The sequence below is a fragment of the Photorhabdus sp. S10-54 genome, from assembly GCF_963878145.1.
GTDB lineage: Bacteria > Pseudomonadota > Gammaproteobacteria > Enterobacterales > Enterobacteriaceae > Photorhabdus > Photorhabdus kayaii.
Genome location: NZ_CAWNXG010000057.1, coordinates 1 through 24,744, shown reverse-complemented (window position 1 = coordinate 24,744; position 24,744 = coordinate 1). Strand labels below are relative to the sequence as shown.

11 protein-coding genes and 1 pseudogene are annotated in these 24,744 nt (G+C 43.3%); 11 read left to right on the top strand and 1 reads right to left on the bottom strand.

Annotation, left to right across the window (positions count from 1 at the left end):
• Window positions 1–900: 900 nt before the first annotated feature.
• Window positions 901–1,914 (bottom strand): annotated as a pseudogene (locus tag AACQ83_RS21200) (IS630 family transposase).
• A 627-nt stretch (window positions 1,915–2,541) separates the two neighbouring features.
• On the opposite strand from AACQ83_RS21200, the gene AACQ83_RS21195 reads away from it, so the two are divergent.
• From AACQ83_RS21195 to AACQ83_RS21145, 11 genes are read left to right on the top strand one after another with little or no spacing between them, the layout of a single operon-like run.
• Window positions 2,542–3,513: a TauD/TfdA family dioxygenase gene (locus tag AACQ83_RS21195; RefSeq protein WP_112879495.1), complete on the top strand. Its 972-nt coding sequence runs from the start codon at window positions 2,542–2,544 to the stop codon at window positions 3,511–3,513.
• On the top strand, window positions 3,492–5,276 hold the full coding sequence (locus tag AACQ83_RS21190; RefSeq protein WP_112879496.1) for a non-ribosomal peptide synthetase: 1,785 nt from the start codon (window positions 3,492–3,494) through the stop codon (window positions 5,274–5,276). The genes AACQ83_RS21195 and AACQ83_RS21190 overlap by 22 nt, the downstream gene beginning before the upstream one ends.
• On the top strand, window positions 5,273–9,070 hold the full coding sequence (locus tag AACQ83_RS21185) for a beta-ketoacyl synthase N-terminal-like domain-containing protein (protein WP_112879497.1): 3,798 nt from the start codon (window positions 5,273–5,275) through the stop codon (window positions 9,068–9,070). Before AACQ83_RS21190 ends, AACQ83_RS21185 begins: the two co-directional genes overlap by 4 nt.
• Window positions 9,071–9,083: 13 nt before the next feature.
• Window positions 9,084–14,078, top strand: a complete 4,995-nt coding sequence (locus tag AACQ83_RS21180; protein ID WP_112879498.1) for a non-ribosomal peptide synthetase — start codon at window positions 9,084–9,086, stop codon at window positions 14,076–14,078.
• A gap of 1 nt (window position 14,079) precedes the next feature.
• Window positions 14,080–15,834, top strand: a complete 1,755-nt coding sequence (locus tag AACQ83_RS21175) for an ABC transporter ATP-binding protein (protein WP_112879499.1) — start codon at window positions 14,080–14,082, stop codon at window positions 15,832–15,834.
• A complete protein-coding gene (locus AACQ83_RS21170) occupies window positions 15,831–17,477 on the top strand; it encodes an ATP-binding cassette domain-containing protein (protein ID WP_112879500.1) in 1,647 nt (548 codons plus the stop codon). The genes AACQ83_RS21175 and AACQ83_RS21170 overlap by 4 nt, the downstream gene beginning before the upstream one ends.
• Window positions 17,474–17,653, top strand: a complete 180-nt coding sequence (locus tag AACQ83_RS21165; protein WP_112879501.1) for an MbtH family NRPS accessory protein — start codon at window positions 17,474–17,476, stop codon at window positions 17,651–17,653. The genes AACQ83_RS21170 and AACQ83_RS21165 overlap by 4 nt, the downstream gene beginning before the upstream one ends.
• Entirely contained in the window at window positions 17,650–18,420 is a 771-nt protein-coding gene (locus tag AACQ83_RS21160) for a thioesterase II family protein (RefSeq protein WP_112879502.1), read from the top strand. The genes AACQ83_RS21165 and AACQ83_RS21160 overlap by 4 nt, the downstream gene beginning before the upstream one ends.
• Window positions 18,413–19,936, top strand: a complete 1,524-nt coding sequence (locus tag AACQ83_RS21155; protein WP_112879503.1) for an MbtH family NRPS accessory protein — start codon at window positions 18,413–18,415, stop codon at window positions 19,934–19,936. The genes AACQ83_RS21160 and AACQ83_RS21155 overlap by 8 nt, the downstream gene beginning before the upstream one ends.
• Complete coding sequence (locus AACQ83_RS21150; protein ID WP_112879504.1) at window positions 19,933–21,168, top strand: cytochrome P450; 1,236 nt, start codon at window positions 19,933–19,935, stop codon at window positions 21,166–21,168. Before AACQ83_RS21155 ends, AACQ83_RS21150 begins: the two co-directional genes overlap by 4 nt.
• Before the next feature lie 9 nt (window positions 21,169–21,177).
• On the top strand, window positions 21,178–24,507 hold the full coding sequence (locus AACQ83_RS21145; RefSeq protein WP_112879505.1) for an amino acid adenylation domain-containing protein: 3,330 nt from the start codon (window positions 21,178–21,180) through the stop codon (window positions 24,505–24,507).
• The last annotated feature ends 237 nt before the right edge of the window (window positions 24,508–24,744 follow it).

Sequence of the window (24,744 nt, the reverse complement as noted above, 5' to 3'; positions counted from 1 at the left end):
ATCTGGTATCTTTCTGTTTCGGTCAGTTGTGTATAGGCCATAGTGCATTTTCCTTTGGCGAGAAAGATGCCTACTATAGCAACTGACCGCCCTTCTGAAAAATTGCACTTATTAGTCGAATCTGCCATCTTTTTATATTAGTGTTTTTAAATAGTCAGATCGGTTAGATGAATGTAAAATAGACAGACGATTAGCATTGCTGATAAACGCATTAAACGTGCCAGAAAATAAAACCGTTTTTAGTCACGTTGTCTCTTTTTAAAATCTGGTATTAATGAAGCGCCTATGTTTTTAACCTTTATCTGTTATTTTCTCCGTATTTTAATCTGTATTAAACTGATAATCAGATTTTCTTGTTTTTCCTTTCCTAGAATTTGATTTTTTAAATTTAATGTGCAGGGACAATAAAGTTTTCCGGTAAGGGATTAATCGATTTGTTGCTACTCAACAAGGTGACAACCTCAGTTATCGTATATTCTAAGATGTAGATATAAATCATTTTTTTATGTGATATTCTTTAGGTGAAACCGACATCACTCTGCCAAAATAATTCGTTCGGGTCGTGTTTTTTGTTAACCGCAATAAGTTTTTAACGATACCTTTTGACTCTGCGCTCTAGTTGTTTTTTAAAATTTTTATAAATTTATTTTGCTTCTTAAAAGAAGTTCGTAGTAAATCCAATCAATATATTTACGGTTGTTAAAAATAATTTATGTTATTTAACGGTGAATTGTATCATGATACAACTTAAAGACCCTTATTTCGCAGGAAAAGAAAAAGTTCCAATACATGTGCGATATAACTCTTAATAGCTGTATGTGTAACTATGTTAAAGTGGTTTTACTTTTTTCTGAAGGTTGGAATAAATAACTTTTCATAATTATGATACACCCTCTCTTTTTATTCTCTGTTAGTCCTGTAGGAGAATGAATTCAAAAATGTTTTCACTTTTTCGAGCAACTGCCACATATACTGGCAGCAATGATTTCGTGTCACCGTTTCATGCAGGGATTGCCACAGGCGCTCAATTTTATTCAGCCAGGGGGAATAAACAGGTAAAAACAATAGGTTAAATTTAGGATGACAGGTCAGTCAATCACTGACCATCCGGCTTTTGTGAATACTATAATTATCCAAAATTAACGTGAGGGTTTCAGCATGGCAATATTGGCGATCAAGTTCTTTCAATACATTGATAAATAATCGAGAATCTTTATTTAATCCGCCAACATAAGTGATTTTCCCTGTTTGAACATTCAGGCAGCCCGCAAGGTAATGTTTTTAGTTTTTTCCTGGTGTCACGATACGTTTCTGCTGTCCTTTTAAATACCCGTCAGAACCGATTTTGGGATTTAGCTCGATATCGACTTCGTCTTCATAAAAAACGGGATGTTTTTCCGAGCACGTTGACAACGCCTCGGTAATTTTCGCCATTTTTTCAGGGTATTCGGGATCGGGTAATTTAAGCGTCGGCGCTGCCCTTCGCCAAACGATACCTGTTTTATGTAAGTAACGATAGAAGGTGCTGATGGATAATTTTATATTTAATAATTCATTGATTTTAATTATAAAAAGTTCAAGACTCCAACGAGAACGCAAGCAACCCAATTGTTGGGGAGAATGTTGCAATAAAAAAGATATCAAAGGATAAAATGGGATTAAATTCCAGACAGTGGGTCTGCCCGCAGGCAGGCTTTTCAAACCTTCCAGACCATATAAAGTAAACCAATTTATCCAGCGATTGACGGAAGAACGACCGGCACAAAGGGTTCTGGCGACCTGTGAGACAGACTCGCCTCGATGTAGCATCAATATGGCCATGAGTCTGCGAGCATAATTTTTATCTCGGGTGCGCTGGATAATTTTTTTCATCTGGCGTCGTTCATTGCGGGGTATCAGTGCTATGATAGGCATAACTCAGTCCGTTTTGTGGTTTTGGGATTTTTTGCAATTGATCAGATCGCAAAAATTGGACTGAGTTCCCTCCAAGTGATCTACTATTTTGAAAAGTTATTTATATTCATGGTTTTCAAGTATTACAAATTTATAAAACGACTATCGTTAGGTATATCAAAGATTACCTAAAATATGAAAAATAAGTCTGATAATAATGTCAGTAATAGTTTTTCAACCTATCAAACCATACAGATTATTAACTATTTAACTGAATATACTTACTCTTATAAAAAAAGTTCAGGATAAAGCGTCTGAGACAAACGGCAATTTTATCCATCTAAATTCTGTTGGAGTATTGAGTCTTTCTGGTTTATGTAATAAGATGTTCATAACAGCAATAGATCAATTTATTAAATGTAATTTCACTAGCGTTTGGGATTACTAACCGTTTACAAATTCTAAGACTTATATATCCAAGTTACTTGGATATACGTTTTAAATATATTTTAATGGTATTGAAATAGTGCCAGATATTTCGAATTCCTGCTGCTCTTTTTAGTTTTGGTAATTTACTCAATCAATAACTTTGGAAAATGAATGATGTAGGCAGTTTAGCTAATCCATTTTAAATAGGATTAATATGATATGCTACCTTATACGATTTACTCTCCAAATAGTGGGATCACACTGTATTCCTGGCTTAGTAATAACTGGAACGAGTGTAAAAAAAAGCTTAATGATAATGGTGCCTTACTTTTTCGTGGATTCAACATTGAAGATGTTATTGCATTCAGAGAAGCAGTATTAAGTGCAACTCCTGAAATATTGGATTATGAAGAACCATCAACACCACGTACTAAAGTCAATGATCGGGTGTTCACTTCTACAGAGTACCCTGCTGATCAACGAATACCTTTGCATAATGAAATGTCTTACCGGCGTACTTGGCCAAAATATTTATGGTTGTGGTCAAAAAAAGCTGCTGATTCTGGTGGTCAGACAACATTGGCAGACTATCGAAAAGTACTCCAACGCCTCTCGAATAAAACCCGTGAAGAATTTAAAAGTAAAGGTGTTTTATATGAACGACGTTATAACACTGGGTTTGACTTAACTTGGCAGCAAGTATTTCAGACTGAGGAAAGGAGAATAGTTGAAGAGAAACTCAGATCTGAAGGTGTTGACTTTGAGTGGCTAGATGAAGAGCAGTTAATCACACGGCAGGTTGTACAAGGTGTTGTGACTCATCCTTACACTGGGGAAGAAAGCTGGTTTAATCAAGCGAATCTGTTCCATCCTTCCAGTTTGCCTGAAGAAGTTCAGTTTGCTTTGGAAGCTGCACTCGGTGCGGGGATATTTCCACGAATGGCGAAATATGGCGACGGTACTCTTATCAGCGAATCCACATTAATTGAAATTCGAGCCGCTATTGATGCGGAGACAGTGTACCCGGATTGGAAGAACGGTGATGTGGCGGTTGTTGACAACCTTGCTGTTGCCCACGGTAGGGAACCGTTTAGTGGATCACGCAAAGTCTATGTGATCATGGCTTCACCAATGCATTGCAATTTTTCCCTGCCAAATGAGGACATGAGATGCAAACATGGAACACTTTGACAGAATCAAGAACTTGTGCAGATCTTTTTGCCAATTCAGTAGCCACTTCAAATTCATTATATGCTGTACGCCATGACAACATTGCGCTTACTTATAAAGAATTGGCAGGGAAGGCTGGTGCCATTGCTCAATTACTCATTTCACAAGGAGTGGTAAATGGTGATGTTGTGGCAATTTTTATGGAAAGATCTACTACAAGTCTTGTAGCTGCATTGGCTATCTGGGCAGTTGGCGCTGCATATATTCAGTTAGAGGTCAGTGAACCCGACAGTAGAATTAATGAATTAATAGAGCGTGCAGGCGGGGTTAAAGTATTAACTAATGATTTGAACTGCCGACGTATTGAGCACCATTCTTACATTAATCTTGATAGACAAATATTAGAGTCACAGGAATACATTCCGGTATCAGGTCGCAAAGCCGGTGATTTGGCTTATTTGGTATCAACTTCCGGCTCAACAGGAATTCCCAAACTTGTCGCAATTGAACACAGCAGTATCATGAATTACGTCTCGGCATTTGTTGAGCGCGTATCACCAATACCCTCCAGTTTGGCGAGTACAACAACTTTTGCTTCGGATCTTGGTAATACGTCTATTTTCGTTGCTCTGCTAACAGGTCGTACCCTTGAGCTTATCAATCGAGAAATGATGCTGGACTCAATCGCGCTTGCTAAGCATATAAGTAAATTTTCAATTGAGATGTTGAAATGCACGCCTTCGCAATTAGAGATGTTATCCAGAGAAGGTAACCTTGCGGAATTACTACCTGAAAAAGTACTTATTATTGGTGGGGAAGAACTAACTTCGGCACTTGCTAAAACTTTATTTGCAGCGAACCCCAATCTGAGAATATTTAATCACTATGGCCCTTCGGAAACGACTATTGGTGTATTAATGCATCAGCTGAATGGAACACTCCTGGGCAATGACTCAATTCCAATCGGTAAGCCCTTAAATGGCGTTGAAATAGCTGTACTGGATGACGCCAGGCGACCAGTTTCCTTCGGGGAAGTGGGGCAACTATATATAGGGGGGCGTGCGTTGGCCAGAGGCTATCATGGGGATCAAGATCTGACAGAAACTCACTTTGTTGATATCTTTGGACGTAGGTTTTATGCCAGTGGTGATTTGGTTAAACAAAACGAGCAAGGCAACTATTTATTTATCGGGCGCGTAGATCGCCAGCTCAAAATCCGTGGATATCGAATCCAACCTAAAGAGATTGAGAATGCCTTGCTTGCTGAACTTGGGATTAAGCAGGTTGTTGTTACAAGTGTAAAATCTGAGTTTCACCAGATTGATGAACTGGTTGCTTATGTTGTGGGTACTGTGAGAGAAAATGAACTACTTTCAAACTTAGCTACCCGATTACCGGCCAGTCATATTCCATCCAGAATCTACAACATTGATGAAATCCTTGTTAATGCTAATGGAAAGCTTGATATAGAGCGTTTGCAGGCTTCTGTTAATACTGTTGAATCGATTTCTTCTGATGTTACCGTTCCTCGTAATGACATAGAAAAGCTTATCTTAGATATTTGGCGTGAAGTGCTTAAGCGTGATGATATTGATATGCAGGCTAAATTCCTGGAATCGGGAGGTGACTCATTCAAGTCGTTAGTGGTTTTTGGGCGATTACGTCGTCATTTTCCAAATCTCACTGTTGCCCAACTATTTAAATATCCATCCATTGAGTCCTTAGCCAAAGTGCTCGGTGGCGAGAGCACAGCTCCCAATAAAACTAAGGTGGTACAGCTGTGACGACACTATATTCAGATGATGCGGTCGCCATAATTGGCGTCTCTTTTCGGTTACCACAATGTTCAAATTGGCGTGAATTGATTGATATTCTGGCTGATGGTCGGGATTGCATTCGCCCAATACCTGAAAGTCGGGTGGTCAATACGGGGCAGGTTCTTACAGGTAATGAAAAAGAGGGGGGATGGCTTGATGAAATTACAGGGTTCGATCATCGTTATTTTGGTATTGCACTAAGTGAAGCTGAATATATCGATCCCAGACAACGCATAGGGCTCCAACTGGCTACAGAAGCGATTGTCAATGCGGGATACACTCTGAAAGAGTTATCAGATGCGCGTACAGCAGTACTTGTTGCTGCGCATGGCGGGCCACATCCAGATCTTTTTCAGTCGTTGTCAGTACAGGGAAAAGCCAATCCGTTCGCTTTTATCGGTAGCTTGCATGCTTTTTCAGCAGGTCGCATTGCGTATCTGCTTGATCTGCGTGGCCCAGTTTATGCCATAGATACGGGATGTTCATCATTTTTGGTCGCACTTCACGAAGCACGGAACAAAATTCTGACAGGGGAGGCTGATTTTGCTCTGGTAGGAGGCTGTGAACTTGTTTTAGGCACCTTGCCTCAGCGTAGTGAGAACTCAAGTGGGTTAGGGGTTGAGTCAACGACAGATCGATGCCGTCCTTTCGATGCAATGGCTGATGGTGCTGGATTTGGGGAAGGAGGCGGTTTTGTCCTGCTTAAACGGTTGAGTCGTGCACATCAAGATAATGATGTTATCCATGCTGTCATACGAGGGAGTGCGATTAATCATGACGGTGGCCGTAGCAATGGTATCACTGCACCTAGCAGCATCGCACAAACCGAGGTGATTACGGCAGCATGGCATCAAGCAGGGGTCACAGCTACTGATATTGGTTACATAGAAGCTCATGGTACGGGGACTAAAATTGGTGATCCGATAGAAGTGCAAGGTTTAGTCGATACATTTGCCGCCTATGGAGTGCAGCAGGAGCCTTGTGTTATCTCTTCTGTAAAAAGTAATTTTGGACATTTAAGTGGTATGGCTGGGTTGGCGGGGCTTGTTCGTATTATAGCTCAATTCCGCACTGGTCAGATTTTCCCTACGGCTCACTTCCAACAGTTGAATCCATTGTGTAGATCTACAGAAGAGCTGCCGATACGTGTCTCTTCCTCTTGTGAGCCGTGGCCACGTCAAGGTCAGCGTCCTTACTGCGCGGGAATCAGTGGGTTTGGGCTAAGTGGTACTAATGTGCATTTAGTCGTTGAAGAGGCTCCCTCAACTTTAAGGCACAAAAAATACGAAATAAATGAGAGGTTGGTGCTGATATCGGCACAGACGACACAAGATCTCAGCACTTACCTAAGTGCTATAACTAATGCGTTATCCTCAACCGAAGCATCAATTGACGAGATTGCCGATATATTAATGTTGGGACGGGAGCATTTCCCATATCGTTGGAGCTGCGTGGCTTCATCTGTTTCGCATTTAGTGCAGCAACTCACGAACCACGGTTCAATCTCACTATCTTCACCATCATCTTCGTTATCTGTTGGTCTTATTTTTGATGAATGCTCTCCAATAGATATTCAACTATTGATGAAACGAGGAGAAACATTTCCGGCTTTTCATCGTGTAATAAAACAAGCAGAGAACTTATGTTCAAGGAAAACTTGGACGCTTCGGCAGCGTTGGATTATTTGGTTGTTGGGACATCACGCGGTATTGACAGCGTTTGGGGTGACAATTGACTTGTTACTGGCCTACGGTGTGGGGAAATTGGCTGCACAGGTCGTCGATGGTGGTCTTGAATTTGTTGATGCATTGCGTCTTGCTGATGAACTAGTCACTGATTCAACATTTGATCACCAGCGTTTGCAAACCTTGTTGCAAGAACAGGTTGAACTATGCTTGGTGAGATTCAGTCGTTGTGGTGAGCTTGCAACAGCCATTAACACGTTGGGTTATCAGTCATATGATAGTGAAAGATCTTTGTTGACATTGCTTGGAGATTGGTTTGTCAATGGCGCTAATTTGGATTGGCAGCAAGGGTGTGAACGCAAGATCAATTGTCGTATTGAACTGCCATTTGCTCCTTTTGTGGTCACCTATTGCTGGCCAGAGACTATTGAGAACCCTGCTATGGTTTCTGACGTTGTACCGCACACTTCGATATCAAATTCAGGAGAAAATGTTGAAGAGATACTGTTGACTCAAGTCAGAGAAGTGCTGAAAGAACCGAAATTAACACTTGACGATGATTTTTTTGCGGCCGGAGGCAATTCACTTAATGGTGAGCAACTTGTGGTTCGACTGAACGCGGCATTAGGTACGGATCTGAAATTGATGGATTTGTTGGATTGCCTGGATCTGAACGAGTTTTATCAATTGGTGAAAGACAATGTTCAATTATCCTCCGTATCTACAACACCGGAGATGGAAACGAGGAACAATGAGCATGTACTTTCTGGTCAGCAATTAGCAATTTGGGCGGCAACGGAAATTGCTGATGAATCTGGCGCTTATAATGTTCCCGCTGTTTTGCTTATCAATGCGGAGGCGGATGTTGCTTGGCTGGAAAAAACGCTAACTGAGCTTGTCTCACAGCAGCTGATGCTGCGTTGTAGTCTGGAATACAACGAACAAGGCGTTAACCCGGTAATCCATCCTCCGATGCCGGTCAAACTGGTTCATAGTGAAGTCGATTTAACAAAATACACTATTGCAACGGGCATGCCCGTTTTGACTCAGCGTCTCCGGCAGATGGTTGAAGCGCCGCTCTCACCTTATGGTATTCCTCCCACACGATTCGAACTGTTGCAAGTGAATTTTAGCGATGGAGTACGTCAAGCACTATTGCTGAATTTTCATCACCTGTTTTTTGATGGCTGGTCATGGCGATTGGTATTAGCAGCTCTTAGTGGTGGCAAGATATCCCCGCCTGTGAACGATTATTTAAATTATGCTATGGAGCAATATACCTTACTTGAAAGTGAACAGGGTCGAAAATTGGAGGCTTTCTGGTACGAATATTTGGCAAACATCCCAATTCTGCTTTTGCCTTGTGATGGTGAGGGAGGGACAGCATCTGACCTCCGGGGAGCTAATTTACCTGTGATGATATCGAAGGATGTTACCGAGAGGTTGAGGTTGATAGCGATGAATTCTCGCGTAACGGTGCAAATGCTAATGTTGACAACCTGGGTAGCATTACAATGGCAGATAAGTGCGCAGCGTGATATTTGTGTTGCTATGCCGGTGGCTAACCGACAACTGAAAGATGAAAACACCATTGGTTGTTATGTTAATACAGTGATTGTGCGTGCACAGCTTGATCCACACCAGCCATTTCACATAGTGCTGAATGCGGTTAGGCAGGCATCGCTCAGCGCGATTTCACACAGTGCATTTCCTGCTGATCGAATCCAGAAACTGATGGCAAATACCCCCTATCATCTCACAATGTTTGATTTTCAGAATGATGTTGATCCTATTAGGGTATTAGGGGGAAATGGAGCCGCTGTTGAATTGTTGGATGTCGATCCTAATGGAGCAAAATATCCGCTCAATCTTACCTGTATTGAATATGGTGATGAACTTCAAGCGCGATTGGAATATTCCGCTTCCCTTTTCTCACAAGACACGGTTTCTCGCTGGTTGAATATTTATATAGATGCACTGACACGGCTGATGACATTAGGCGAAGAAACCACTCTTTGCGTTTTGTTTGATGGTCAAGACGATGTTCTTAGCGATATTCCAGATTTTCAGTTCTAGATGTGGATAAAAAATGACAACTATGAAGCTGATTGATCGTGAATACTGGCTGATGCGGGTTGGTGATTTAACTAAGGCCGCTGCCGCAACCGCAGATATTTTTCCTCACCATGAGGGATCTCTAGTAAGTGCGCAATGTCTGCTTTCCTCCACCGTTACTGACCGGCTGAAACAAGTAGCGGGCAACTCTGAATTGCTGACATGGGCAATTTTGGCGGCAGTGACTAGTATCGTGTTGCGCCGTATTGGGGGCGTATCCTCTGTTGTATTGCATATTAACACAGAACAAGGCAAGCGTTTGCCTGTCTTATTGACTGTACCTCCTGCTGTGACTTTTCGTGAATGGTTAAGCAATGTTCGCATGGCTGCTGTTGAGGCTATTAATCATGGATCGATAGACAAGGCGCTGTTGATGCCGTTCTTGGAGCATTTCATGCCTATTGTCGTTAATTGCGCTCAGACGGAAACTGGGATAGCTATCGAGCTTATTGATGGTGTAGTTAGTGTTAGTGGAATTGTTGCTGAGGCTCAGACGCTTCATCATTTGGCGACAGGTATCGCTACACTGTTAAACAAGGGACTTTTCGATCTCGACATCTGTCTGAATAATATGGCTATCGTTGATGAGGCGATGCAAACAAAATTGCTAGACAGATTCAATTCGCAACCTGATTATGGTTCAGGAAAATCGTTTTATCGGCGAGTATTGGAGCAAGCGGAAAGTACTCCCCATGCGATAGCTCTCCGTGATGAAACAGAGTCGCTTACCTATCGGGAACTATTTCGGTTGGCGTCATCGGTAGCATTGAAGTTAAAAAATGCAGGCATTAGTGCCGATGATATTGTGGCGCTCTCAGCACCACGCAGTGCTCGGTTTATTGCTGTTGCTACTGGTATTTTCTTCTCTGGTGGTGCTTACTTACCCATTGATCCAACTTTACCGAAAGCCCGGCAACAGAATATGCTAAAACATGCGAAAGCATTGATTGCAGATCATGTTGTGGATATGCCGCAGATAGTTTGGCTCTCATTCAGTGAACTTAGTTTTCAAAGCCCGGCTTTAGTGGATGATGAGATAAAGTTACTTAATCAGCAGGTAACTGAGCCATCACCAAGCGAATTAGCTTATGTAATCTTTACTTCAGGTTCGACAGGCTTTCCCAAAGGTGTAGGAATTGAACATCGTTCCTTCCTTAATTTACTGGCATTTCGGGTCCAAAACTGTGAATTGAAACCAGGAGTGGTATTACCGCAAACAGCACCCATTTCGTTTGATATCTCAGTTTGGCAAATGTTTACCGGATTGACCGCAGGTGCGACGGTTTCTATTGTCTCTGATGATGTTGTAAAAGATCCTCAAGAGTTAATTCAATACATTATTGAGCAGAAATTTGAATATATTGAACTGGTTCCTTCTCTCATCGCAGTCATCCTGGATATCCTTGAAAAATCAATTTCACTGAAGACGCTGGTTCAGCGACAGCTACGTGGGATGATCTCAACCGGAGAAGTGTTAAGCACGGAGCTGGCACGTCGTTGGCATCAGTGTATACCAACGGTGACACTGCTAAATGCTTATGGTCCCGCTGAGTGCACCGATGATGTGACTCAAGGAAGGGTCGAAGAACAGTTTGATGGGCTATATTGTCCAGTGGGTACACCTTTGCCAAACGTGACAATTTATGTATTAGATAAAGATTTTCAACTTGTTCCTCCAATGATCGGTGGTGAAATTTTCATTGGTGGACCGAATGTCGGGCGGGGATATATCGGCAGTAATCGCTTCACGGCGGCAGCTTTTCTGCCTGACCCATTTCTGCCTGTCCTAGGTGCTCGTATGTATCGGACGGGCGACCGTGGTCGTTGGCGAGAGGATGGCATATTGGAGTGCTTTGGCAGGTCCGACAACCAAGTGAAGATTCGCGGCCGACGCGTCGAGCTTGGAGAAATTGAAGCAGTACTGGCAAGCTATCCAGATGTAGCGATGTGTGCAGTTGAACTTGTTGATATGGGTGGCTTTGAGCAATTAAGCGCTTTCGTGACGCAGCCGAGTGATGCCGTTGTGGATGCCAAATCGTTGAGTAAATTTTTGGCTGAGCAATTGCCGGATTATATGGTGCCGAGCAGGTTTTATTTTCTTGATGCGCTGTTATGTAATGCCAATGGTAAAGTCGATCGTAACCAATTAAAGGCACTGGCACAACAACAATCTGAATCTGCTTCTTATATTGCACCTCGCACCAAGTTGGAGCAACAGCTTTGTGATTTATGGTGTAAATACCTCAAACTAGCTAAAGTGGGCATTATGGATGATTTTTTCGCTTTGGGTGGGGATTCCATTATTGGTATCCGGCTGATACATGAGGCAGGCTCTTTGGGGATCAACTTACGCCCTCGTCATTTGCTTGAACATCCAACTATCGCTTCACTTACAAAACTGGCGAGTGCCAAAGACGAAATGGCAGCAAATTCAATTCCGCGTATAGAAAAAGCACCATTGACACCAATCCAACAATGGTTTTTCGAGCAGCGGTTTTCTGAACAGCACCATTGGAATCAGTCACATGTTATCAGTACAAGGGAGCAGTTAAATGCAGATGCATTATCCCTGGCGATACAGTCGCTAGTTGAGCACCATGAACAATTGTGTGTTTGTTTCCCCAAAAAGAAAGGGAAGCATTATCAAGCTTTGCGCTCGCCTCATGACAACTTACTTTGGTTTGCTGAATCAGATTGTTCGGAAGAAACCATCGCCAATAAGGCTCATGCATCGTTATCAATCGAGGAAGGACCGTTACTACGAATTGTGATGTTGGATGATTTTCGAGTTTTGCTGACATTACATCACTTAATTGTGGATCAAGTTTCCTGGCAAATCTTGCTGGAAGATCTTGAAACTGCGTATCAGGCTATTATTCAAAAAGAAATGCCGAGGTTACCGAGAAAAAGCACGCAATATCTCTATTGGGCTCAGCAACAAGCAGCAACATCTCCCCAAATACTTCTTCCGATCCAGTTAACCGCACCAATTGATATGGTACAGGTGAATAGTAATGTAAGTAACCTTTATGGCAAACGTTCGGTTGCTGAAGTCAAGTTATCTGAGTCAGAAACACAATATATTCGGGAAATTTCGGCATTAGTGCCTAATGGAGGAGTCCCTGCCGTTCTCTTGACGGGACTTGCAAATACAATTGCTGTTGAGCAGGGTAACGGTCAACTCTTGATTGAGTTAGAAGGTTATGGCAGGCAAGAGGAAAACGAGTCTATTGACGTAATGCGAACTGTGGGTTGGTTTACAACAATAGGTCCCTTTGTGCTACCAGTCAACGCTGTGGTTACGGTAGTCGAAGTTGCGACTGCAATGATTGAAGCTAGTCCCTATATCAAGACCCATTTACAACAAACTTATGTTATGGAGAAGAATCCAAACATTGGATTCAACTACTTAGGGCGCTTCAATACGAAGCAGCAGAATGATGGCTTTTTCAGTGTAGAAGAAGATATTGGAATGCGGCGGGCAGCAACGGGACATCGTCCACTGGAATGGGAAATCAATGCGGCCATCGTTGATGGGAAACTGACTATTACCCTTGAATACACCCCCTTCCGTCATAATGAAGCTGCAATTAATGCGTTATTAGCCAAGTGGAAGAGCGCACTAACCAAAGTCAGACATGCACCGAATGAATTAAGTGATCTGGCCCCTTTGACACCAGCTCAGCATGCCTTTTTTGAGCGTGATAATCCAAATGAAAATCATTGTAATCATGGTGTGTTGTTTACACTTAGTCGCACTTTGTCATTGGAGACTGTTGAACTGGCGGCATCAGCGCTATTAGCCCGATTCCCTATTTTGGGAGTCAGCTTTATAGTTACTGCATTGGGGAGGTGGCAAGGAATTAACCCGCAAGCCCGTATCGCAATCGAACAATTTGAATTGCAGCAGATAGCCCCAAATAGCTTATCGCAGAAAATTACTGAGTTAGCGAATATAGGTCATGAGTCGTTAGATCTGCTAAATGGGCCAATTTGCCGCATACAACTTTATCGGACTGCTCATAATTTGCCGGATAAGTTGTTGATTATAGTTCATCACTTGGTAGTCGATCCTTATTCCTGGGATTTACTTACAGAGGATTTAGCGGCGTTGCTTGGAGGAGCTAAAGCCCATGAATTAGATATTCCGACAACTTCGTATCTCGCTTGGGCCAGACGTTTACACCGATTGGTGCAGGATGATCCAGAGTTGTTTGGTGTTCATTACTGGCTTTCACAACCTTATGAACAAGCACAGCAGTTAATAAGTACGGATGCTATTGGCATTGAGGCGAATATGGTTGAGCAAACAACAGTATTTGATGAAGTACAGACTCAGCAGTTTTTAAAACCATCTGAGCACAGCCAACTTCCCGTACTTGCCCGATTACTGACTCTGCTTGCTCGGTCTTTAGAAAGCCATTTTCCTTCCAGTGCTAACAATATCCTTGTTGAGTTGGGAGGACATGGTCGAGAAGACCTATTCGACGAGGTTGATTTAGGACGCACTATCGGCTGGTTTACATGTGGTTTTCCGTTCCTGTTGCCCTTTTCGATGGAACGCAGTTTTAATGAACATGCAACTGACGTGGCGCGGCTGTTACGTGAGGTACCTGCTCGAGGGTTCGGCTTTGAAGCACTTCGCTATCTTTCTGTTAATCCTCAAATTACCGAAAAATTAAAGGCAATTCCTAGACCACAATTAAGACTGGATTTTGAAGGAGAGCTTTTATTTCTGAATACGCCTGATGAGGAGAAAGTTAATCCGATCTTTATTGATATTACCACAGAGGGAACGGGTTACTGGAAGCCTCGGGTAACACCGATGGATTATTTGCTTTGTTTTAACATCAGTGTGAATGATGGGCAGATGGAAATTCGTGCTCAATTTGCAGGTGATGTCATGCCAAAAGAGCAAATGAAAACGGTCCTATCTGAATTTAATGAACGGATAACTCATAAAAATTAATATGAAAATACAAACGAATATGCAAGGTATGAACTCTCCTAACCCATTAACAGGTTTTAAGTTGCTTTGGCAGAGCGCCCGGACAATGAAAAAAGCCATTATTGGTACTTTCCTGGCATTAGTTGTCACACTTGTTTGCGATTTAGTGGGGCCATTTGTGATCCGTCATTACATCGATAAAGCTACCGCAGGTACTTTCGTTTATGAGCTTGTCCTCTTGGCTTTGGGATACGCAATCATCTCTTTTGGCGGTGTTATCGCTGGTCTGGTTACCAGTTATTGCAGTACCAGTGCAGGTTGGGGTATTGCCGATGCACTTAGGCGTCAGCTATTTCATCATGTTGTGCACAATCGGTCTATCCTGCAAATTGAAAGTGAAGCTCAGGGTAAGCTCCTTGAAAAGATAGAGGGGAATGCGGACATCATTGGAAAAACTATTGCGGAATCCGGATTCCGGATTATAGGAAATATCGCATTAGCATTAGGCACTTTGGTGATTTTGTTTTCTATTATCCCAGAAATAGGTATCGCAATTACCGTGTTGGTTCTCGTTGTGGCTTATGTTCTGGTGAAACTTACTAACCTCGCAGTAGTGCGATGGAAAAAAGCCCGTGAAGAGAGAGCGCACATATTTGGTTTTATCGGCGATACTCTTGCCGCACAAGATGATTTGCATTCATTGGGAAGGAGCCGTTGGCCTGCTTTGCAACTACAGAAGATGCTTTCTGGCTTATTAAAAATAGAACGTAAAGCCTATGTCAGCGGACGCATATTTTGGCCGATTACCCAGCTATTTTTTGCCTTGAGTTTTGGTCTGGGTTTTGGATTTGGGCTGCAATTACTCGGTCATAACAGTATCAGTATTGGTACGTTAACCATGATTTATCTTTATGTTGACCGACTCAGAGAACCAATGGAAGACATGTCTTCGGAAGTAGATCAGGTACAACGATTGATTGCGACCTTATCACTGATAGTCAAGATGTTACGAGATGAGGAGAAAGTCAATCACGACAGTGTAGAGAATCAGCTACCAGAAGGCCCCTTGTCAGTTCAATTTGATCAGGTTGACTTTCGTTATGAAGATCAGGGTAAACAAGTCTTACATAACGTTAGCTTCAGTGTGGGCGCTGGAAGCAAAGTAGGCATTGTGGGGCGCACGGGGGCAGGTAAAAGCACATTACTAAATCTCATGTGTGGGTTGGCTCAGCCTGATAGCGGACGGGTTACCCTTGCTGGTGTTGAGGTCACTTCCATTCATCCTGATGAATTTGCCAGTCGTGTGGCGGTGTTAAGCCAAGAGGCGCATTTATTTTCAGCAACGCTACGTGAAAATTTAACCCTGTTCGATAACAGCATTTCAGATGATGCAATTTGGCACGCGCTCGAAGAGTTAGAGATCCATAAATGGGCGAAGACATTACCAGAGGGGCTGGATACTTTGGTGGGTGTCGGGGGGCGTTTATTGTCGGGAGGGGAAGTTCAAATGATTGCCGGGGTAAGAACCATGCTTCAAGACGCACAATTAATCATTATCGATGAAGGTACTTCTCTACTAGATCCTCGTGCTGAGCAGAGTTGGATGAGATTACTGGAAAAAATTAGCGCTAATCGTACCGTTATCATCGTTGCCCATCGCCTGCATACATTATCCACTGCTGACCAAGTCATTATCATGAATGAAGGCCGTGTCGAAGAACTCCTTCATGGCGCAGAGATCAAAACGTTAACAAAAAATAGGGAACTTATATCATGACGGGGTTAACCCTCTTTTTCCCATCAAAAATGTTGCCTGCTTTACTGAGTTTAGTGCACAGATTTTCCTTTCTTTACTTCACCAGCATGGTTATATGGACAATGATCCATGGCTTACCTTTGGTCGTTGGTTTTGCCATCAGCCGGCTTCTTGATAGTGCTGTTATCGATCCTATAGGCTCAGCGGTTTGGTGGCTATTGGCATTGGCGGTAGGCACGATGGTACTACGCTCAGTGATACTGATTTTTGGCTTACAGATTGATTTTACACTTATTTTTAAGGTCAGCGCATATCTTAAACAACGCATTCTGGAGGGAATAAATTGCAGTCACTCTGGTGCGGACCTGCGTCTTTCTCAAGGGGATATGCTCAACCGTATTCGTAATGACAGCGATGAAGTAGCCTCCTTTCTCGGTTGGACAGCGGATTTCTTCTACCGGGCGGTACTATTGTTGATAGCACTTGTCGTGTTGCTAAGTACCGACATTGTGACAACATTGGCGCTTTTGCCGATGGTTGGTGGTTTGTGGTTGGGCGTAGTTATCAAGCATAAGGTCGGAGCATTACAGGAAGAGAAACGTCAATATCAAGGCCAAATTGCGGGTCGTATCACCGATATACTGGCAGGAATCCGTGACCTTCGCCTTGGTGGAAAGTTGGATCTGCATATTGAACGACTTTCGGCAAGTTTTGAACGTCGTCGGACGGTGCAGGCAAAGCACCAAATGTTCACTGATCTGCTGTCGGGGTTATTTCGTAACATCGTGATGCTAGGTACATCTATTGTCTTGATTGTTGTCAGTACCCGAATTGTCAGTGGTGATTTCACTATTGGTAAATTGGCTCTGTTTTTGACTTATATCGGTTGGGTCAGTGAGCAGATCTTCTTTTTCGGTCGCGCATTGGCTAACTATAAAAATGCCGATGTCTGCTACGAGCGAATTCAGCCACTGTTACAGACAGAGAAGCCTGCTAGAGAAGTCCTTATTGCTGATGACATGCTGAAATCACTGACGGTGAGGGGGCTTTGTTGCAATAGCGATACACAACCTATTTCGTTTACAGCCACACCCAATCAACTCATTGTCGTTAATGGAGAAGTCGGTTCTGGTAAAAGTCGTATGCTTCGCGGCCTGCTAGCGCTGGAACGACACTTATCAGGAAGTGTGCTTTGGAATAACAAAGAAGTTTGTGGAGACGCCGATTGGTGGCAAAGCCCTAAAGTTACTTATGCCCGTCAAGGTGCTGGCTTTGTTGGCGGTACTGTTCGAGATAACTTGGCGCTGGGTAACGTCTCTGTCAGTGATGAAATCATGGAGCGGGCGTTAGCGGCAGTATATCTGAAACCAGGTTCATCTGATCTTCCTGAAGGGCTTGATACTGTGCTGGGTTCTGGTGGTGTCAAACAGTTATCAGGAGGCCAGCGCCAACGTTTGACATTAGCCCGTATGTTATGCCATTCAGCTGAAGTTTATGTCGTCGATGATTGCGATTCATCTCTGGATACTGATACAGCCCGAGCCATATGGTTAGCACTGCCTAAAAAGTGGTCGGGGATCTGGATTGTAGCCTCGCAAAATATTGACCTGCTTGCTCTGGCGGATCAAGTGGTGACTATCAAACGGCGGAGCGAAACATCATGAATTACAGAGTGGTATGTAACAAAGAAGGTAAGTACTCCATTTGGCCAGAAGGGCGGACATTACCGGTAGGGTGGCAAAATGTGGGTTTTTCGGGATCAGAACAAGAATGCCTGGATTGGATAGCTACATATTGGAGTGATCCCAAATTGAAAGTTTCCGGAGAGACGCTGGAATGAAACGTGTTCAACTGACGCCAGGATTATGGAATTACTGCGATCAGGAGCAAACGACAGTGACTGTTGTGATTGCGCCTTTTGGCGGCGGCAGTGCTTATTCTATGACCGACTGGGTTCAGCAACTGTTGGCTGGTAGTTATCGAGTTCTGGTGCTTCAGTATCCGGGACGAGGTTCTCGAAGTATTGAACCACTCCCTGTATGTATAAGAGATTTGGCGGCTACAGCGGCAAAAGATGTATTGCTGTATACACAGGATCCTCTTCTTCTTATTGGTCATAGTATGGGAGCATTGTTATGTCATGAATTGGCATTACTTTTAGAACAAGCTAACCGAACCGTTGAATATTTGGTTTTATCAGCAGCACGTCCACCACATTTGAATGGCATGGTGCCAGAAGAGATACTCCGCATGAGCCGGGAAGCCTGGATTGAAGAGCTAAAAACCAATATAGGAAATGAAGATAAGAAACTGCTTCATGAGGATGTGATTGATCTCATGTTGCCTGTATTGCGTGCTGATTATTTGTTGGTGGCTGAGCACAAACAAGCCAGTGGCAAGGTACATTGCCCTATTTTAGCCATCGGCGGTGATCGTGACCCGTGGGTGAGCCCATATCATTTACAAGAGTGGCAATCGCTGACACATGATTCTTTCCAATTAGTCATGTTCCCTGGAGATCACTTCTATTATCGAGATCAGCTTTACGACATTTATTTGTGTATCCATCAAGCTTGCTTAAAAAAGGAAGTCTGCACTAATGAGTGATGAAAATACCCAAACACAAATGAAGTATTCATCCAGTTTTGAAGGTTTGACGGATGAATATTTGGTTGTAATAAATGATGAAGAGCAATATGCCTGTGTTCATTCTGAATGGCCTGTCGCTACCGGATGGCGAGCGACCGGTTTTAGTGGGACGCAAGAAGCATGTAAAAAATGGATTGAAGAAGTTTGGACCGATATGCGCCCGGTTTCTCTGCGTAATGACCCACAATCCTTTGATAATCAACCCCTGATAGTGATTTATGATGAAGGCGCAGCCCTTCCCAAAGATATTGTCACTGAATTGAATGGGGTTGCACCACTTGTAGTTGTTATCAATTCAAACGAACACACAAGAGAGCGTATATCCTACTTCTCACGATTTGGTCACGTAGTTGATGGTTCTGATATTGAAAGGGCGGTATCAGAACTCGCTCTCCTTAATCCTGCGGGGATTGTGACATTTAGTGAGCGTGCCTTACGTCTTACAGCTACGCTGGCAAAACACTTGAATTTGCCTTTTCACGATCTCGAAACGGCATATCGACTTACTGACAAAAATAAGCAACGAGTGGCTTTACAAGAGGCTGGCATTGAGTCGATAAGATTCTACCTCATTAACACTGTGTCAGATTGGGAGCAAGCTGTTGAACAGGTTTGTCTTCCCGCAGTGTTAAAACCAGCCTATGGTGGTGGCAGCATCGATACTTATTTTATTGAAGATACGCAAACAGGAAAGAGACTTGTAGAAAAACTGCTTTCAAATAAACAGATTGGATTTGATGGTGGTCGTTCACTGGTATTGGAGGAGTTCCTCCGGGGGCGGCCATCGTTGCCTTTTGGCGACTATGTCTCGGTTGAAAGCTTGGTGGTTAACGGAGAGATTAAGCATATAAATGTGACCGGCAAGATGCCACTTAGTCCCCCTTTTCGTGAATATGGTCATATCTGGCCATCAGTCTTAAGTGATAGAGAACAAAACCAAATTTATGCATTAACGTCAAGTGCCATCAAAGTGTTAGGGGTTAATCGGGGGATCACCCATACCGAGCTGAAGTTGACCGAGCAGGGACCTAGGATCATTGAAGTGAATGGTCGAGTGGGCGGGGGTATCAACGAGATGGCCAAAATCAGCCTCAATATTAGTCTGCTTGAAATGGCTGCACGATTAGCGCTGGGAAAAATGATTGATCTCCCTGTGTTCAATCCTGAGCACGTCTATTTCAATATCTGCCATATTGCGCCAACACGTCCATGTGAAATTCTCCGAATTAATGGGGAAGATGAGCTTCTCTCTCTTGATGGTGTATCGTCATATCGCCCATATGTGTGGGCAGGAACTACTTTGCCGGGAGGCTCACAAACCAATGAAATTAACATGGTGTTGGGCAAAGTGGATAACCATAAGGCATTTCTGGATATTTATCAGCGTATGGGGCAGTGCTTGCGTTTTCATGTTCGATTTATGGACAGTGAAGAAGTTCAAATTCTTGATGCGCATGAATTGGGGGCGATATGAGTCTTATTTCAAATGTAGCTAAAGTGCCGGATAACATAAATCTCACGGACCCCCTGACTCATTTACGTCCTGATATAGATAATATCTGGCGGCAATTACGTAATGAGTCACCTGTCGCTTGGCATCCTGCGGTCAATGGTCAATCAGGATTTTGGGTTGTCAGCACCCATGAGTTAACTATACGGGTTTACCGTGATAGCCAAACCTTTACCTCTGTTCGTGGAAATGTCATGGCTACACTGTTACATGATGGAGACACAGCGGGTGGTCGCATGCTTGCAGTGTCTGATGGAGACAGACACCGTCAAATCCGTAAAGAGTTGTTAAAGTCTTTCAGCCCTAAAAACCTGATGTCGGTACAGAAAATAATCAAAAATGCGATGCATGAGCTTGTACATAATGCGGTAGCATCCGGGCAATGTGACTTTGCCACTGATGTAGCACCACATATTCCGTTAGCAGCCATATGTGACATTTTAAAAATTCCAGAATCGGATCGAGCAAAACTATTTGTCAATGCAAGTGCAGCACTGGCTTCGAACTCTTTGTCAGTTGATAAAGTAGATACCCGCCTCGCCAGAAATGAAGTGTTGATGTATTTCTATAAATGTATTCAGACTCGCAAAATCGAGCCATTGGAAGATGATCTTGTCAGTAACTTGATAGCAATGACTCAAGACTCCCTGGTATTAACAGAAGAAGAATTAGTCTTCAATTGCTATAGCGTGTTACTGGGTGGCGATGAGACAACTCGGTTGGCATTGATAGGGATCATAAAAGCATTTGCCGAATATCCAGAATGCTGGGCTCAATTGCGACGAGGTGAAGCAGAAATTAGTAAGGCAGTAGAGGAGTTGTTGCGATGGACCACGCCGGCTTTACATGGTGGTCGGACCGCAACGGTAGGTGTTGAATTAGGCGGTCAGCAGATTAGGGCTGGTGATGTTGTCATTGTTTGGAATCGGTCTGCTAACTTCGATGAAACTGTTTTTACTAAACCCAATCAGCTTGATCTGAATCGGAGTGATAATCGACATATTTCTTTTTCATATGGGGCTCATTTTTGCCTTGGTGCCGCCCTTGCTAGAATAGAAATTACTGCACTGCTGGAGGCGCTTGTGGAGCTCGTTGATGAGATCTCTTTGAATGGAGAACCCAGTCCTATCTATTCGACTTTTCTATCTGGTTACCATCGCTTGCCAGTCAAATTGACTGCTGCACATTATTCATAGGAATAAATAATGAAAGAACTCATAGTGTTGCATGAACAATTTGATGCGATGGTTGAGAATGCTCCTCATAAGATCGCCATTAGTGCACATCATGTAGAAATGACATACCAAAATGTGCAAGACCGTGCTACCCAACTTGCCTATCGACTAGTGGAGTCAGGTATCGGGGCTGAAGATGTGGTTGGAATCTATATTGAGCGCTCTTCTGACATGATCATAGCGATGTTGGCTGCGCTTAAAGTTGGTGCTGCTTATTTAGCACTACCACCCGATTATCCGACTGAGCGACTTCGTTATATGATAACGGACTCGCGGGCAAGGTTGGTGTTGACTCGAACCATGATGAAAGATTCAACGGTCATTGAAAATGTTGCCACTGTTTATATCGATGAAATCCAATCTGTAGTGCCAAAAATCCTGCCACAAGTTACCAGTCAACAGCTAGCTTACGTTATCTATACCTCGGGAAGTACAGGACGCCCCAAAGGAGTGGGAGTGACTCATCATGGCGTTGCCAACCTCGTTAGCCAGAAACAGCAGTACGTTCATTTCGGACCTAATGAAAAAATATTGCAGTTAGCACCTGCGGCTTTTGATGCTTCTGCCTTTGAAATATGGGGAGCATTGACTAATGGGGCGACATTGGTATTGGCTTCTCCTTCATATCAAGCCATTGATGAGCTGCCGAAATGCCTTGTTGAACATGGTATTACGATATTGCTACTGACACCTGCCTTATTTCACGTATTAGTAGATTATCGCGAAGAGGCTCTGGATAGCGTACCTCAATTGCTTGTTGGTGGCGATGCAATGTCAGTCACTCATGCGTTTAAATATTTGTCCAGAAAGCAGAAACCAGACAAGTACTTTTTATTTAATAACGTATATGGCCCGACTGAAGGAACAACCTTGGTAAGTAGTTACTCTATGTCATCGTTAAGTATTGGTGCGATAAAATCTCCCTTAGGTAAACCTATCGTCGATGCGGAAATGTACTTATTGGATGAAATGTTGAGACCGGTCAGGCCAGGTGAGCGTGGTGAGATTTATATTGGGGGACAGTCTGTCGCACGGGGATATTTATATCAACCTGGGTTAACCAGCCTGCGTTTTTTACCTGATCCTTTCTCCACCCAACCAGGAGCCAGAATGTTTGCTACTGGTGATGAAGGGGTATTGTCGAATGATGGACTGATTGAGTTTGTAGGCAGGCTTGATGATCAGGTCAAAGTGCGGGGTCATCGAGTTGAGCTGACAGAAGTAGAGCATGCAATAAAAAGTTGCCAGGATGTGAGCGCTGTTTGTGTTGTGCTGAACATTGACAGTGATCGCCATGTTGAACAACTGGTCGCCCATTATACAATTCACACTGATCATACAACTTATAAAAGCACTGATGTTGAGCAAGCTATCATCACTCGGGTTCAAGCGTTGTTACCCAGCTATATGTGGCCTAGTCAGTTTATTCAGCATGAACAGCTACCTTTAACAAGCAGTGGTAAAGTGGATCGTCGATTTTTGATGGGTTGGAAAGAGGCTGAGAGATTAGAAGAGGTGGTATCTGGTGAACTCTCTATGACAGAAGCGCTGGTGGCAGAGATCTGGCAACAAATTTTAGGGCCATTTGACGTTGTGCCTGATGTTGATTTTTTTGCGTTGGGAGGCGATTCGTTATTGGCTATTAAGGTTATCGCGGAAGCCGAAAAACGAGGACTCAATCTGACACTCTCTACCTTATTTCGTACCTCGACACTTAGGGGGATGTGTAAAGATTTGGTGCTCTCAGAACAAACAGGTAATGGACTGACGGAAGATGAAGCACTGCTCGCAAAGATTTGGCAACAAGTATTGGGCCCGTTCGACGCAGTGCCTGAAGCCGATTTTTTCTCTCTAGGGGGTGATTCGATTCTGGCGATCCAGGTGATTGCAGAGGCCGAGAAACAGGGCTTGATGATTGAGCTGGGTACGTTATTTCGCAATCCGACATTGTGTGGGATTTGCCGCGGTTTGGCACAAACAGAAGAAGCTCTCAGTCAGCAGAATGAGAACCAACTGATAAATGAAACGGATAAGCAAAGGTTGCCTGTTAATATCGAAACTGCTTATCCGGCGACGAGATTGCAGCTAGGGATGCTGTTTGAGGGATTATACAGTGGTAAAGCAATCTACCTTGATGTTATTGCTCGGGATGTCAACTTGCCACTGGATGAAAAAATACTTCACAACACGCTTCAGGCAATAGCCAAAAGGCACCCGGTTCTCAGAACAAGATTTGATTTGGCCTCTTTTAGTGAAGTGATGCAATTGGTTGAATCACTACCATCATTGCCACTTATAGTGGAAAACTACACAAATCTTGATGATGAACAGTTGGCTGCACGTCACGAAAAAGTAATGGTTGAGTTAAGCCAACCATTTGATCCTGAAGAGGCTCCTTTAATGAGGGTACATGCGGCGGCATTGAATGAAGGACAATTTCGGTTAGCTTATGCCTTTCATCATGCGATCCTTGATGGTTGGAGTGAGTCTGTTTTTATCCTTGAGCTTTTGAGATTGTATCAAGCCAATTTAGCTGGCGAGTCTGTTTTATTGGAGCAACCAGCACCATTGTCAGAATTTGTCAAACTTGAGCGTGAAGCGCTCAGTAACGACAAGGCGAAACAGTTTTTTAGTCAATATTTAGCTAAAGAAAAAACGGATAGATATCAAGATACTGATTATAGGAAATCAGTACTGGTCTTGCCGGAACGAACAGTGAAGCAATTGCTAAAAAATGTATCAGATTGGGGCATTCCGTTAAAAAGTATGTTTTTTGCTGGTTTCTATCTGACAACAGCTCATCAGTTACAAGATATTGGCTTTGTCGCAGGGATGTCTGTTAACGGTAGGCCTGAGAGGGAAGGCGCGGATTTGACTCTTGGACTGTTCCTTAATCATATTCCGATAAAGTTGAATCTTGACTTTGCTAATAACTGGCAGATGCTGGCAAGACAGGCTTTCGATGCTGAAAAAGAAATATTGCCCTTTAGACGTTTTCCATATTCAGAAATACAAACCATGTTAGGAGGGCCACCCTTCGAGGCTACATTTAGCTACGTTCATTTTCATTCTCGGAATGAGTTATTAGAGCAAGGGTTGGTGAATACTGATGAAGATGTGCGTGACCATACCAGCTTACCGATTAGGGTTGAGTTGATAAATGATTTGAAAGGAGAAGGTATTTTAATAAATGTGACAGCAGATGAAAAACGCTATGGCACGGGATTCGCTTTAGCGTTGGCTGAACGGCTCAGTGAAAAGATAGAAGACATAGCATTTGTATCCGGGCAGATTATTTAATTATCGTTGGATAATTAATTTTTTGGTACTTGATTCCACAGTTTTTAGTTGCTGTAAACGCAGAAGTCTAATCTACGAGGCTGACTTACATTAGCCTCATTCAGAAAACGTTTAGCAAGACCCGCCGTAAACCCTAGCCCAGTGCGGGCGGGGATATAAGGCGAAAAGCCCGAAGGGCTTTAGGGCTGGCTACTCCGGGGTATTCTGGCTGAGCACATACGCTTTGAGCGTTTCTAT